General features: G+C 67.3%; 8 protein-coding genes. All 8 read right to left on the bottom strand.

The window, feature by feature from the left end; translation table 11 throughout:
- Positions 1-41: 41 nt before the first annotated feature.
- Positions 42-3,551, bottom strand: a complete 3,510-nt coding sequence (addA, locus tag FNV92_RS00410; protein ID WP_168213405.1) for a double-strand break repair helicase AddA — start codon at positions 3,549-3,551, stop codon at positions 42-44.
- Positions 3,545-6,691 carry a double-strand break repair protein AddB gene (gene addB, locus FNV92_RS00405; RefSeq protein WP_143842663.1) on the bottom strand — a complete coding sequence of 1,049 codons (3,147 nt, stop codon included), beginning with the start codon at positions 6,689-6,691 and terminating at the stop codon, positions 3,545-3,547. The genes addA and addB overlap by 7 nt, the downstream gene beginning before the upstream one ends.
- A 168-nt stretch (positions 6,692-6,859) precedes the next feature.
- The gene (locus tag FNV92_RS00400) at positions 6,860-7,582 is read right to left on the bottom strand and encodes a nucleotidyltransferase family protein (protein WP_014438725.1); all 723 of its coding nucleotides are present in this window, start codon (positions 7,580-7,582) and stop codon (positions 6,860-6,862) included.
- A 198-nt stretch (positions 7,583-7,780) separates the two neighbouring features.
- Entirely contained in the window at positions 7,781-8,098 is a 318-nt protein-coding gene (locus FNV92_RS00395; protein ID WP_014438724.1) for a PilZ domain-containing protein, read from the bottom strand.
- Positions 8,099-8,174: 76 nt separating this feature from the next.
- Positions 8,175-9,701: a tRNA (adenosine(37)-N6)-threonylcarbamoyltransferase complex ATPase subunit type 1 TsaE gene (tsaE, locus tag FNV92_RS00390; protein ID WP_143842664.1), complete on the bottom strand. Its 1,527-nt coding sequence runs from the start codon at positions 9,699-9,701 to the stop codon at positions 8,175-8,177.
- Positions 9,698-12,202 carry a PAS domain-containing sensor histidine kinase gene (locus tag FNV92_RS00385; protein ID WP_143842665.1) on the bottom strand — a complete coding sequence of 835 codons (2,505 nt, stop codon included), beginning with the start codon at positions 12,200-12,202 and terminating at the stop codon, positions 9,698-9,700. Before FNV92_RS00385 ends, tsaE begins: the two co-directional genes overlap by 4 nt.
- A 367-nt stretch (positions 12,203-12,569) precedes the next feature.
- On the bottom strand, positions 12,570-13,028 hold the full coding sequence (gene dut, locus FNV92_RS00380) for a dUTP diphosphatase (RefSeq protein WP_143842666.1): 459 nt from the start codon (positions 13,026-13,028) through the stop codon (positions 12,570-12,572).
- Complete coding sequence (gene coaBC, locus FNV92_RS00375) at positions 13,025-14,479, bottom strand: bifunctional phosphopantothenoylcysteine decarboxylase/phosphopantothenate--cysteine ligase CoaBC (protein ID WP_143842667.1); 1,455 nt, start codon at positions 14,477-14,479, stop codon at positions 13,025-13,027. The genes dut and coaBC overlap by 4 nt, the downstream gene beginning before the upstream one ends.
- Positions 14,480-14,519: the final 40 nt, after the last annotated feature.

Below are 14,519 nucleotides of genomic sequence, written 5' to 3'. Positions count from 1 at the left end.
TCGGCGCGACCTGGAATCGCGCCGGGGATCATGGAGCCAACCTATGAACGGCCCCTTGCCGGGTCAAGGACGCTCACGCCGACATGAAGGGATGCCAGCGCCGCGTCCAGCGCGGGGGCTGAAATCTCCATATATTCAAGGGCCTCGGTCCAGAGCAGGACGGCCCTGACCGGCTTTTGGGGATAAAGCCGCGCCAGCACCGCCCGGTACAGCGCGAGCTGCCGGACATAGGCGGCGGGGGCTTGTGCAGCGCTTTTGGGCGCGGCCTGGTTGGTCTTGAAATCGACGATCAGGATCTCATCCGGACGAACGACCAGCCGGTCGATCTGCCCCGACACCAGCGCCGGGGCGCGGCCCGGCCGCTCCAGCCGGCCGACGATGGCGACCTCCGCCCGGCTGCCGGCTGCAAAGACGGCTGCGAAGCGCGGCTCGGCGATCAGGGCGAGCACCTTGTCGGCCAGCGCCGCGCGGTCGGCATCCGGCCAGTCGGAGGCGTTGCGTGTCATGAAGCCGAGCGCGGCCTCGCGCCGGCGCTCCATGGCAATGTCGGGAAGGGATTGCAGCAACCGGTGCACCAGGGTGCCGCGTTGCAACGCCAGCGCGCGGGACCGGATCGATTCGCCGGTCTGCACGCTACGGCCCTCCTCGGTCGACTGGCCGGAGGGACGCACCGGATCGTCGTCGAGCATCTCGCGCGGCGCCGGCGTCCGCAGCCAGTCGGGCAACGTGATCGCCTGATCCACCGATGTGGCGGGCGTGCCCAGCGCAGTGACATCCTCGGGCCGGGCGAACCTTGTCACCTTGCCGAGCGGCGTCTCGATCGTCTGCTTGTCGAGGCCTGAGCCTTTGAGCCCGGTGTCGATCAGGTCGTACCAGCTCAGCTTGCGCACCGTCTTCATGTTGCCTGGCATGCAGCCGCCGACGATCAGCCGGTCGGCCGCGCGCGTCATCGCGACATAGAGCAGGCGGCGATATTCGTCTTCGGTCTCCTCGATCATCGCCTTGCGTGCGTCGGCGACGGGCTTGGGATCATCCGCCTTGCGCCCCGCCCAGACCACGACCTCGCCGCCATTGCCGCGCGGCACGTGGATCAAGCGGACCCGCTGCGAGTCCGCCGGCGAGGACGTGGTGTCGACCATGAACACGACGGACGCCTCGAGGCCCTTGGCGCCGTGCACCGTCATCACCCGGACCTCGTCGCGCGAGATCTCCATGTCGCGCTTCACCTCGGTGTCGGCCGAGCGCAGCCAGGCCATGAAGCCCTGCAGCGAGGCCGGCGCCTTGCGCTCGTAGTTCAGCGCGAGTTCCAGGAACTCGTCGAGCGCGTCGTTGGCCTCATGGCCAAGCCGCCGCAGGATGCGCGCGCGTCCGCCGTCGCCGCCGAGCAGCCAGCCATAGAAGGCGAATGGCGTCTCATCGCGCGCGCGCGCCTCGCAGGCTTCGAGGCGCCGCAGCACGGTCGTGAACTTCTCGCTCCCAACCGCATGCTCGCCCAGCGCGCGGCGCAGCGATCCCTTGCGGTCATGGGCGAGCTGAAACAGATCGTCGTCATCGAGCCCGAACAACGGGCTCTTTAGCGCCACCGCAAGCGCGAGATCGTCCTGCGGCAGCAGCAGCGCGTCCGCGAGGTTCATCAGATCGATGATGCCGATGTGCTCGGTCAGCTTGAGCCGGTCCGCGCCGGCGACCGGGACGCCCGCGTGCTTCAGCGCCTGGATCACCGCATCGAACGCATTGCCGCGCCGCCGCACCAGGATCAGCATGTCGCCATAACGCAGCGGACGCCGCTCGCCTTCGTGCCCAGTCAGCGTGCCGCTCTCGACCAGCCGCTTGATCTCGGCCTGGATGCGGCGGGCGAGCTTGACCTCGGGGCTGGTGACGGCGACGCCGTCGAACGGCGCGCGCCAGCCCTCGATGTCCTGCCTCTCGTCCGCTTCTGCCAGGTCCCACAGCTCGATGACGCTCGGGCCCGCATCGGCGAGCGCGTTGTGCAGGGGATGGCCGATCTCGACGGAATGGATGCTCTTATAGATCTGGGGGTCACGGAAGACGTGATCGACCGAGTGCAGGATCGCCGCGCCCGAGCGGAACGAATAGGTGAAGGCGACGGGATCGAACTTCAGCCCGGCCGCAGTGAACTTGCGGTGCAGCTCGCGCCGCCGCGCATCGAACTCGTGCGGGGCCGCGCCCTGGAACGAGAAGATCGACTGCTTCTCGTCGCCGACCGCGAACACGGTGCGGTTCAGCCCCTCGCGCGCGCCTTCGCCGGCCGTGAACTCGGAGATGATATGCGCGACGATATCCCATTGCCGCGGGCTGGTGTCCTGGGCTTCGTCGATCAGGACGTGATCGACGCCGCGGTCGAGCTTGTAGTGGACCCAGCCCGAAGCGACACGGTCCAGCATCGCCAGCGTCTTGTCGATCAGGTCGTCGTAGTCGAGCAGGCCGCGCTCCTGCTTCTCGCGCCGGTAGTTTGCGGCGGCAGCGGTCGCGATGTGCAGCAGGGCCGCGGTGCGGTCGCGCATGGCCACGGCGCGGCGTTTCTCGATCAAGCCACTGACGCGCTGCGCCTCGTTCTCGAACAGGCGCGCGACGGACGGGTTGTGCTCGCCAAACTTCTTGGTCAGCACCGCCTTGCGCGGCAGCTTCTCGTCGGTGAGGAACACGCCGAGATAGGCGTCGACCTGCGCGGCGCCGGAGTAGACTTTTGCCTCGCGGAGCCGACTGGCTTGGTCGTTATCGGACTTGCTGCCGTCCTCCAGTGCAAACGCGATGTCGTCCCAGCGCGATCGCGGCAAGAACGGGCCGTCGAGAATCTCCGTCTCGACGTCCTCGATCCGGTCTCTCGCATCCACGCCCAGCGCGGCAGCCATCTGCGTCGCAGCCGCTTCCGCATTGCCGGCCTCGTCGGTCCAGGCCATGAAATGGTCGCGGCTGAGACAAGCCTCGCGCACGACCTCCTTGAAGGTGACGTCGGCGGCGCTCGCCATCGCGGTCAGCAGCGCGCGGCCGGTGACGCTGTCCGGATCGCGCGCGGCCTCCAGCAGCACCTTCAGATTGGCGCGCTCCATCATGTCGGTCTGGTCGCGCTCGTCGATCACGGCGAAGCGCGCGGGAACGTTGGCCTCGAACGGGAATTGCTGGAGCAGGCGGGTGCACAGGGCGTGGATGGTCTGCACCTTCAGTCCGCCCGGCGTCTCCAGCGCGCAGGCGAACAGTTTTCGTGCTTCGCGCCGCAGTTTTCGGTCCGGATGGGGAATGCCGACGTCGCGGATCGCTGCATCGAGCGCGGTGTCGTCCAGCGTCACCCAATGGCCAAGCGTGGTGAAGACGCGCTCGGCCATGTTGGCGGCGGCCGCCTTGGTGAAGGTGATGCAGAGGATCTTTTCCGGCGGCACGCCCGACAGCAGCAGGCGGATCACCCGCTGCACCAGCACATGCGTCTTGCCCGATCCGGCATTGGCCGACACGAACGCCGACGCGGTCGGGTCCGATGCGCGCCTCTGTGTGTCGCGCACGGCATCCGGGATGGGGCGTAGCGCTTTCACCATTCCTCGATCCCCAGGCCGCCGGCCGCGGACCATTCCTTGATCCGGGCGAGATCGTCATAGGTGCCGTAGCGGTTGGTCCACATCGGCAGGTTCAGCGAGGTGTAGGGCTGGTTCTCGTCGTCGAAGGCGCGGATCAGTGCCTCCAGCTTGGCCCTCGCCTCCGCAGCCGCCGTATCCGGCGGCTGCGGCTCGTCGCCTTGCCTGAACTTCAGTTCGAGGATGCGTTCTTCGCCCGGCGGATTGTTGCCGCTCAGGCGGACATAGACGAGCTGGCTCACCGAGGAGCCGGCGTCGATATCGGGAAAACCGCCCTCGCGCAGGATGGCGGCTTCCAGCGTGAGCTGCGGTGACAGGCCCATGCGGACCTGCTTGCCGGTCGGCGGCTGGCCGGTCTTGTAGTCGAGGATGGCATAGCCTCCGCCCCGGCGCCGCTCGATGCGGTCGGCGCGGGCGGAGAGAATGAAGCTGCGCTCGCTGTCGAGCGGGATCGAGATCTCGCCGCGGGTCTCCGCCGTGATAGTCTCGATCGCGGCGCGCCGCACCGTCTCCCATTCGCCGAACCAGCGCGCGATGCGCTGGAAGCGGGGCCACCATAGCGCGCGCGCCTCGGGCCGCTCCATCAGCGGCAAGAAATGCTTTTCGCCGATCGCGCGCAGCACGCGAGCGGCATCGGCGGGCAGATACGCGGCATAGGTTTCCGTGAACTCGCCGAGCGCATCGTGGATCGCCGAGCCGCGGTCGGCAGCCGACAGCGGCATGTCGACGGGATCGAGCGCGGCGAGTTTCAGGATGCGCTTGGCGTAGATCGTGTAGGGGTCGCGCAACCAGTCTTCTATTTCGGTCACCGACATTCTCATTGGCCGGGTCGCGCGCGGTGGCCGCGGTTCGGGCTGCTTGGCCGGCTTGACCTCGTCGGGCTGGTCGAGCGCTTCGGCGAATTTCACGTATTTTTCGCCGGCGCGAATCGCCGCTTTCCAGTGCTCATCACCTGCGACAGCTTCAAGCCGGTGCAGGAAGCGCGAGGCCACCGCGGGCGCGCCGCCAGCCTTGGCGGAGTGGGTGAGAATGACTTCGCCGCCGCCGAGCAGCTGCGCGAAGTCGTGCGCGGAGAGACCGATGCGGCGCTCCGGCAGATCGAGACCAAGCTGGTGCCGCATCGGACGGCTGAGCCAGGGATCGATGCGCGGTGCCGGCGGCCAGACGCCCTCGATCAGTCCGCCGACGATGATGCGGTCGGCCTGCATCAGGCGCGATTCCAGCGGTCCGTAGATCTGCAGCCGCGCGCCGGGCTTGTCGCGCCGCCGCACGGCGCGGTCGCCGAACGCGGTCTGGAAGACATCGGGGTATTCCGGCAGCGGCACCATCAGGCCGCTGGTCGTGCCGCCGCGCAGGAGATCGTCGAAGGCGCTGGCGAGCGCGAGACCTTCGCGCTCCTCGAAGGCCAGCGGGATACCCTGCTCGTCGCGTGACAGCTCGATCAGGATCTCGCGATGGCGGTGCGCGAGCTCGGCGAAGTCATACGGTTTTGATGATGCCAGGCTCTCGATCGGTGCCAGCACCTTTTGCAGGATATCGATCAGCGCCTGGACGCGCTCGATATCCGGCGCCTTGAGACGCGCGCGCGGCTCGGCGTGATGAAGTGAAGAGACCTCCTTGCGCTCCAGCTTCGCAAGCTCCTCGCGGAAGCGGTTGAATTCCCGCAGCAGGCCGGCCGTGCCCGCGGGCGGCCGCGTCCCGCGCAGGAGCGCGAGCTCCAGCCCTTCGATCGCCGCCTTCCACGCGCCGGGAGCGCGGCCGAGCCGGCACAGCGGATGCTTCAGCATCGCCAGCAGCGTCGGCGGCTCCAGGCCCTTGGTCGCCGCCTCCGCCGCGAGGCGCGCGAAGACGCCGGCGGAGGTCTCGATCAGCACGTCGCCGCCGGAATCGTCGAAGGCGAGATCCCATCGGGTCAACGCAGCCATCACCCGCCGCGCCAGCGCGCGATCCGGCGTCACCAGCGCCGCCGATTTGTCCAGATGCCGCGCCTCGCGCATCGCTATGGCGATCGCGAGTGCTTCCATTTCAGGATTGGGGGCTTCCACCACGGCAAGATTTGCCATGCCGCCGGCGATCTTGGCGGCGACATCAGGCTGCTTGAGCCGGTCGTACCAGACCTCCGTCCTCGCGGAGGGCCGCATCGATTCCGACGCCAGCAGATCGCGGCCGCCGTCCGCGGGCGGCTGGAGGACCTCGACGTCGCCGCGCTTGATGCCAAAACGATCCAACAGCGCGTGCAGGGCATATTGCGGATGGTTCGATGCCGGATGCTCGACGAATTTTCCGAGGGAGTCTCGTACGCCGCCGATGGTCCGCCAGGCGTCGTCGTCGAGATCGGTGTCGAGGCCCGGCAGCACCACGGCGCCGTGCGGCAGCGAGGCGACCGCATGCAGGAATTTTGCGGTGGCCGGCATCGAGCCGGTCGACCCGGCCGCGATGACGGGACCGTGGGGATGCGTGGTCAGCCGGCGGGCCTCCGCCGCGATCAGGAGATCGCGCCGCGCCGCAGGCTCGATCCGGTTGATCTCGGCGAGGTGGCCGGGCCAGGCGATGCGCGCGATGCGCAGAAATTCGAGCGAATGCTGCCAGTAGCGGTCGAGCATATCAGGCACGAGGCCGTCGAGCGCGCTCCAGTCGACGCCGCGCGTGACCATGTCGTCGATCAGGCGCGCGAGGTCGCCGGCCAGCGCCAGCGTCGAGGCGGGGCCGCCGACCACCAGTGGCGACAGCACCGGGCCTTTGGCCCAGGCGGCGACCAGCTGCGCCAGCGTCAGCCGTCGCTCGAGCTCGCCGAGTCGCGGCGGAATGTCGAGCGGTGTTGCGCCGGAGAACTGTTCGGCCTCCTCAGTGAAAGCCAGCTCGTCCTCGTCGATGTCGCCGAGCGCGACGATGCGCGGCAGCACCACGGCATCGGCCTTCATCTCGTCGAGGAATATCTCGCGAACGACGCGCATGGCGCGCCGCGTTGGCAGGTACAGCGTGGCATCGGCCAGCCGTGCCGGCTCCCTGCGCGCCTCGAACCCGTCGACCAGCCGGCCGTCGAGCAGGGCCGTGACGACCGTGCGCAGGAACGGAACTGAGAGGGGAACGCTGAAAACGCGCATGGCTGCCTGATTCGGAGGATCAGGCGCCAATATAGGGAGGCGGTCTCAAATGGATATGGGTGGAGGGGAGATAGTCCCCGTTGTTCGCTGGGCCCCGCTCTCGTGCCCCGGACGCGGCGCAGCACGGAGTGATTCGCCGCCGAGCCGGGCGGGACACGAGAGGGCGGCTTACGCCACGCTCTCCAGAAACGCCTCTTCCGCCGCATGCACCGCATCGGGCGTGCCGACATGCATCCAGACGCCGTCGAGGCGCAGGCCGAACAGCCGGTCCTGCTCGTTCGCGCGGTCGAACATCTTCGTCAGCGAGAATTCGCCCTGCGGCGCACCTTCGAAGATCGAAGGTGACAGGATCGCCGCGCCCGCATAGACGAACGGGACGACCTCTTTCTCCTTGCGCTTGCGCAAGGCGCCGTCGGGCAGCATGCCGTAATCGCCGCGGCCGCTATAGCCGATGCTGGTCGCGGTCGGCGCCATCAGCAGCAGGATGTCCATCCGCGCGGGGTCGAAGTTTTCCGCAAGCCGCGCCAGATTGGAGCGCACGCCGTCGATCCACAGCGTGTCGGAATTGACGTGGAAGAACGGCGTGTCGCCGAGCAGCGGCAATGCCTTGACCACGCCGCCGCCGGTGCCGAGCACCTGGTCGCGCTCGTCCGAGATGGTGATGCGTGGATGCTGGCGGGATGCGACGTGATTGATGATCTGGTCCGGCAGGTAGTGCACGTTGACGACGGCCTCGGTCACGCCGGCCTCGCCGAGCTTGTCGAGCACATGGTCGAGCAGCGGCTGGCCGGCCACGGGCACCAGCGGCTTCGGCATCTTCTCCGTCAATGGACGCATACGCAGGCCGAACCCCGCGGCGAGCACCATGGCTTTGGTCGGTTTGACGGACATCGTTGGCCTTCTCGGATTCGTCTTTCTTAGGCGTCTTGGACTCAGGACGCCTGGACTCGAATGCTTGGACTCTAACTCTTGGACTCTAGCTCTTGGATTTCGTGTTCGCAGCAATTTTTAGCACGGACCGCAATGAGCCGCACTGCGTCTTAACCGCCTTAACCACCCGCCGTGACGGTTGTACGACGGGGGTTGCCGTCACGCCCCGGCCGCTGTGGAGCGTGCCTTTTTCTTCTTGTCGCCGACCTTCAGAAAATTGACGCCGATCTGGTCGCCATTGACCCAGGCCAGTTCGCAGCGACGGTACGCGAGCCCCGTGGACGACAGCAGGAGAAAAAATTCCTTCAGATGCAGGCCTTCGACGGAGCCGTCGATCGTCAGCTTGGCGCCGGTCTCGGAGACGTCCTCCATGGTGCAGTCGCGCCGCCAGGTGCCGTCGATACCCATCATCTGGGCCGGAATTCCACGTTCGAAGATAACCCGGCTGGTTCCGCGCTGGTCCGTCTTGACCGCCATCTGCCTTGCTCCAGCCCCGTATTTATCCGGCTGCGTTCGGGCGATGATACCGATGTGATGGCTAACAGCCGGTAAATCAGGTTCCGGACCGGGGCGGCGGGACGTTGGCGAGATACCAGTCGCGCAGATGGGCGAGCGCGGGATGCGCCAGCGAGCGCTGGAGATAGGTCCAGATCCGCGGCTGGTGGCGCAGATAATGCGGCTTGCCATCGCGGCGGTTGAGCCGGGCAAAGGTGCCGAGCAGGCGGGTGTTCCGCTGCGCCGACATGATGGCGTAGAGTTCGGCGAAGCCGGCCGGATCGAAGCTCGCATCATCGGCGCGGCGTGCCTTGATGTACCGCGACAGCAGCGTCAGCTCGATGTTTTCGGGCACGTCGATACGCGCGTCTTGGAGCAGCGAGACGACGTCGTAGGATTTCGGCCCGAGCACAGTGTCCTGGAAGTCGATCACGCCCACGCGTTCGATGCCGGTACGATCTGCAAGCCAGATCAGATTTGGCGAGTGATAGTCGCGGATGATCCAGGTCTTCGGTGCGGCCAGCGGCTTCTTCAAGAGCTCGCGCCACATCGCAAAGAACTCCGCGCGCTTCTCGTCGCTCAGCGGCGCGTTGCGATCGGGCAGATACCATTCCGGCATCAATCCGATCTCGATCAAAAGTGCTTCGATGTCGAAGGCGGGAATGTCGTAGGCCTGCCCGTTCAGCGGCAGCTTCTCCGGCAGTGTCTTGCCGTGCAGCAAAGCGAGCACATCCGTCGCGGCTTCATAGCGTTCTACGATCGGACGCGGCGGGTCGCCTTCGATCACACCCTCGGTGCCAAAATCCTCGCTGATCAGAAAGCCGTGGTCGAGATCGAAATGATGGATCTTGGGCGCCGAGATTCCTTGCGCGCGCAGGCCCTCGTCGATCGCGACAAAGGGTGTGATGTTCTCGGCGAGATGCACCGCGGCGCTGTAGGATTTTCCGTTGTAGAGCGCGGCGCCGTCCGGGCGCTGCGGAAAGTTCATGAGGATGACGACGCCGTCATCGCGCCGCAGTCGGGCATAAGAGCGTGTCGAAGCGTCGCCGGCCATGCGCTTGCGCGTTGCATCCATGTACCCTGATGCGTCCAGGAATTCCCGCAGCGCCTTTAGCCGCGCAACGACGGCAGCGCTCTTGCCGTAACCGGTGATCTCGGCGGCGCGTGCGTTCGGGCCCAGCGCCGGCCGGTGCGTCAGCGTGATGTCGATGCGATCCCCGGGCATCGCCGACGGCGCGCGCTCCGGCCATTCGATCAGTACCAGCGTGGCATCGGGGAGCGGCGACAGCCCGATCTCCTCGAGCTCGCTCTCGTCCTCGATGCGATAGAGGTCGGCATGCATCACCGGAAATGGCGGCAGCTCGTAGCCCTGCACCAGGGTGAAGGTCGGGCTCGGCACTTCCAGTTCCTCGTCGCCGGCGAGGTAGCGGATCAGGCTGCGGGCGGCCGCAGTCTTGCCGGCGCCGAGATCGCCGGTGAGGGTGATGACATCGCCGGGACCGACCAGCAGCGCGAGGTCGGCCATCAGTTGCGCAGTCGCCGTCTCGTTGGGAAGCGCGACGGAGAATGTGGCGGACGCAGTCATTCGGCGGCGTCGCGATGCGCCGCCTGGTCGGTCGGGAAGTCGCAGATCACGACCGTGCCGCGGCCGACGATCGAATCCACCCGCACCTTGCCGCCATGCAGCTCAACGAAGGAACGCACCAGCGACAGGCCGAGCCCGGCACCGCGGTGACGCGACCCCTGCGAGCGGCTTTCGAACCAGTTGAACACCTTGTCCTTCATGTCGGCAGGTATTCCAGGCCCGGAATCTGTCACGGTGAAGACCACGCTATGCTCGGTGCGACGCGCGCTGATGCCGACGGTGGAATCCTGTGGAGAAAACCCGACGGCGTTGGCGAGGAGGTTATAGAGCACCTGCACCACGCGCTTCTCGTCGCCGATGAAGCTGCCGATATCCGGCGCGATCTCGACCTTGAGACGGATGCGGTCGGTGGCGAGCCGGTCCTGGATGCCCTCGGCGGCCAGCTCGATGGTCTTGCTGACGTCGACCGGGCCGAGTTCCAGCTTCATGGCGCCGGCGTCGATGGTGGCGAGATCCAGGATGTTGTTGGTCAGCGCCAGCAGCGCGTTGGTCGATTTGGTGACGTAGTCGAGATATTCGGCCTGCTTCGGCGTCAGCGGCCCGGTGGAGGGATCGCTGAGGAAGTGCGCGAAGCCGATGATGGTGGTGAGCGGCGAGCGCAGCTCGTAGGAGACGTGGTGGACGAAATCCACCTTCATCTGGTCGGCGGCCTCCAGCGCCTCGTTGCGCTCACGCAGCGCGCGCTCGACATTCTCGGTGTCGGTGATGTCCTGGAACGTCAGCATGGTGGCGCCGTCATGCAGCGGGCGGATCATGCCGTCGAGCACGCTGCCGTCCTTGCGCTCCAGTTTCAGCGGCACGTCGGCGCGGCTCTCGATCGAGGTGACGGCCTCGCGGATCTGGCGCCAGACCGCGGGGTCGTCGAACAGCTGGTGGCACCAGCCTTCGACGGTCTGGATATGCGGCTCGTCGCGCATGGCGTCGGCGGACAGCTTCCACATCCGGACGAAGGCCGGGTTGAACAGCTGGGCCTTGCCGTTGCTGCCGAACACCGCGACGCCCTCGGCGAGGCTGTCCAGCGTCTCGCGCTGGACGCGGATCATGCCGTCGAAGCGGCGGGCGAGTTCGAGGCTCTCGGTGACGTCGTCGAACAGATAGGTGACGCCGCCTTCCGGATTCGGCGTGGTGACGACGGAGAGCGCGCGGCCGTCGGGCAGGTACCAGGTGTCCTTGGCGGCCTCTACGGCACGATAGGCCTCGTGCAATTTCGCCTTCCAGGCGCGGAAGTCGGGCTGCTCCGGCAGTTTTCGTGCGGCGCGGAGCTGGTCGAGCACGCTGGAATCGTCAGGATTGGCGTCGAGGAAGGTGCGGTCGAGGTCCCACAGCCGCCGGTAGGAATCGTTGTAGAAGGCGAGCCGGCGCTGGCCGTCGAACACGGCGACGCCCGAGGAGAGCTGGTCGAGCGTGCGGCGATGCGCCTCCGCCATCCGCACCAGGGCCGAGCTCAGCGCATTCGCCTCGCTGGCGTCGATCGCGACGCCGACACTGCCGCTGCCGACATTGACCGCGCGGACGTCGTAGATGCGCCGCTCGCCGCCGATCACGATCGGCAGCCGGGAGGTGAAGCTGGCGGCCTCTTTCAGGCCGCGGTCCATGGCGGTGCGGTCCGCACTGTCGAGCAGCTCGAGCTTGCGCTCCTGGGCGTCGCCGACGCTGGTCGCCTCGGTCGCGCGCACATAGGCCGGATTGGCGAAAGTGAGCGCGCCGTTCTCCGCCTTGCCCCAGATCGGCCATGGCGCGGCGGCGGCGAAGCCGCGCAGCATCTCGGTCTCGTCGGAGAGCGCCTTGTAGCGCAGATTGGTTTCCGCCAGTTCGCGGCGCAGGCCCGAAAGTTCGCGAATCCTGACAATGGCCTGGCCGCCGATGGCGCGGCCGATCGCCTCCAGCGTGTGCCCATGCGCGGTCGTCAGCGTGATCTGGAATCCGTCGCCGCGATCACGCAGTGCATCGACCGCATGGTCCATCTGGAGCGCCGGTTCCGGCGGCAGCCAGGTGCCGAATGCGAGCACGCGCTGCGGCGAGGAGTCGCGCGGCAACACCATGGAGATGTCGCCGGAAATCTGCGCGCGGTCGTCGCCGGCCGGCCAGGAGATCAGGACCTGCGGCTCGGCGAACAGCAGGGCGCCGAAGCGGTCGGCCTGCAGCTGCAGTTCCCCGATCCGCGCGCGCAGCCGCGCCTCGTTCTTCGCCGTGCGCACACGCGTGCGCATCAGCAGGATGGCGGCAACGACCGAGAAGCCGAGCAGGGCCAGCGCGGTGGTCAGCACCGCGAGTTCCTGCCGGTTGAAGTCCAGCAATACCGAGAGTGTGTCGACGAGGTCGGCAGCCTCGGCCGGCGCAGCCGGCAGCAGCGCCGCGAGAGCGCTTCCAATCATGCCGTTGCGCACGAGTGATGTGCACGACAGCAGCGTCCGACGCATCGACACGATCACGCCTGACATAGTTGCCCCAAGACCGCACAAAATTGACGCGCGGCGACCCCCGTCGCGCGCGAATCAAACGACAATACCCTCACCGTGACTCCAGCGGTAAGAGTCCAGATCGTGAACGCAAAGGCGGCCCCAAAAAAATGCCGCGCGCGCGGTTCCGTCGCACGTCGCTCTTCCGGATGATTCAGCTGGGATTGTCGTGTGTTAGCGGTTACGCAGACGCCTGCCGCGATGCAGATGCGCTCCTTCCCCCGCTTGCGGGGGAGGGCTGGGGAGAGGGTGTCTCCGCAACGGGGCTCTCCTGGTATGATGAGAACCCTCACCCGCCGCGCTCTGCGAGCGCGACGGCCTCTCCCGCAAGCGGGAGAGGCAAGAAAAGCTAGCGGCCGGTCGAGCCGAAGCCGCCAGCGCCGCGATCGGTGGCCGACAAGGTCGCCACGGGAACCAGCGCGGCCTGCACCACGGGCGCGATCACCATCTGCGCGACGCGCTCGCCGCGCTTGATCAAGAAGGGGGCGGCGCCGTGGTTGATCAGGATCACCTTGATCTCGCCGCGATAGTCCGCGTCGATGGTTCCGGGCGAGTTCAGCACGGTGACGCCGTGCTTAGCGGCGAGACCGGAGCGCGGCCGCACCTGGGCCTCGTGCCCGGGCGGCAGCGCGATCGCGAGCCCCGTCGGCACCAGCGCGTATTGGCTGGGGGCGAGCGTCATCGGTTCGCCGTCCGGCACCGCGGCCATCAAATCGAGGCCAGCGGCTTCGGCGGTCTGATAGGCCGGCAACGGCAGGCCCGCGGCGTGGGCGAGCTGCTGCAGTTCGACCGTGATTGTCGTGCTCAAGATGCCGGCTCCGGTTCTTTATCGCCCAAGGATTTGTCGGTCACGCTCTTGGCGACATGCGCGACCAGTTCGATGGCGACCTGTTCCTTGGTCATCACCGGCCAGGAATCAACTGCAATCTCGCCGTCCTTCCGACTTATGAGGTGCACGGTGTTGCGGTCGCCGCCCATCACGCCTGTTGCGGGCGAAACATCATTGGCGACGATCCAGTCGCAGCCCTTGCGGGCCAGCTTGGACTTGGCGTTGTCGATGAGATGTTCGGTCTCGGCGGCAAAGCCGATCACCAGCGGCGGGCGGTTGTCGGTCAGCTTCGAGATCGTGGCGAGGATGTCGGGGTTCTCGACCAGCTGGAGCGGCGGCATGCCGGCCGAGGTCTTCTTCAGCTTCTGCTCGCCCTCGCTCGCGACGCGCCAGTCGGCGACCGCGGCTGCGAAGATCGCGATGTCGGCGGGAAGCGAAGCCTGCACCTGCTCCAGCATCTGCCGCGCCGATTCGACATGCTTCACCGTGACACCGGCGGGATCGTCGAGATCGACCGGACCGCTCACCAGAATCACCTCCGCGCCTGCGGCTTGCGCAGCGGCGGCAATGGCAAAACCCTGCTTGCCGGAGGAGCGGTTGGCGATGTAGCGCACCGGGTCGATCGGCTCGTGGGTGGGCCCTGCGGTGATCAGCACGCGCTTGCCGGCGAGCGGGCGCGGCACCGGTGGCCGCAGCAGGCGCTCGGCGGCGGTGGCGATCTCGATCGCCTCGGACATGCGGCCGACGCCGGCCTCGCCCGCTTCGGCCATCTCGCCGGAATTCGGCCCGATCAGCACCACGCCGTCGCGCTGAAGCTGTGCGACGTTGCGGCGCGTCGCCGCGTTGTTCCACATCAGCGGATTCATCGCCGGTGCCAGCAGGATCTTGCGGTTGGTGGCGAGCAGGATGGCGCTGGCGAGATCGTCGGCATGGCCATTGGCCATCTTCGCCATCAGGTCGGCCGTCGCCGGCGCCACCACGATCATGTCGCACTCGCGCGCCAGCCTGATATGGCCGGCGTCGAACTCGCTCTGGGGGTCGAACAGATCGGTATGGACGCGCTCATGCGAGAGCGCGCTCACCGCTAGCGGCGTGACGAATTGCTGTGCGGCCTTGGTCAGCACGCAGCGGACCTCGATGCGGCGCTCCTTGAGCCGGCGGATCAGGTCCAGCGACTTGTAGGCCGCGATCCCGCCGCCGATGATCAGGGTGACGCTGGCCTCCGGGACGGCGCCGATGCGCTGCGGCGTGGGGGCCGTGGATGGTGCCGGCGGCAGCGCGAACGGCGTCAGCGGCTCCTCGCGACCCTCGATCAGCTCCCCGAGGATGACCCGAACCTCCTCCTCGACCGACCTGCGGTTCCTGGCCGAGCGCAGGCGCAGATAGGTTTTGACGCCCTCGTCGAGCTTGCGGATGGTCAGGCTTGCCATGACGTCCCTCCAGCACGGATGATAGCGATGCTATCAATCG

The sequence above is a fragment of the Bradyrhizobium cosmicum genome (genome assembly GCF_007290395.2).
Taxonomy (GTDB): Bacteria; Pseudomonadota; Alphaproteobacteria; order Rhizobiales; family Xanthobacteraceae; genus Bradyrhizobium; species Bradyrhizobium cosmicum.
This window is presented reverse-complemented; position numbering and strand designations above follow the sequence as displayed.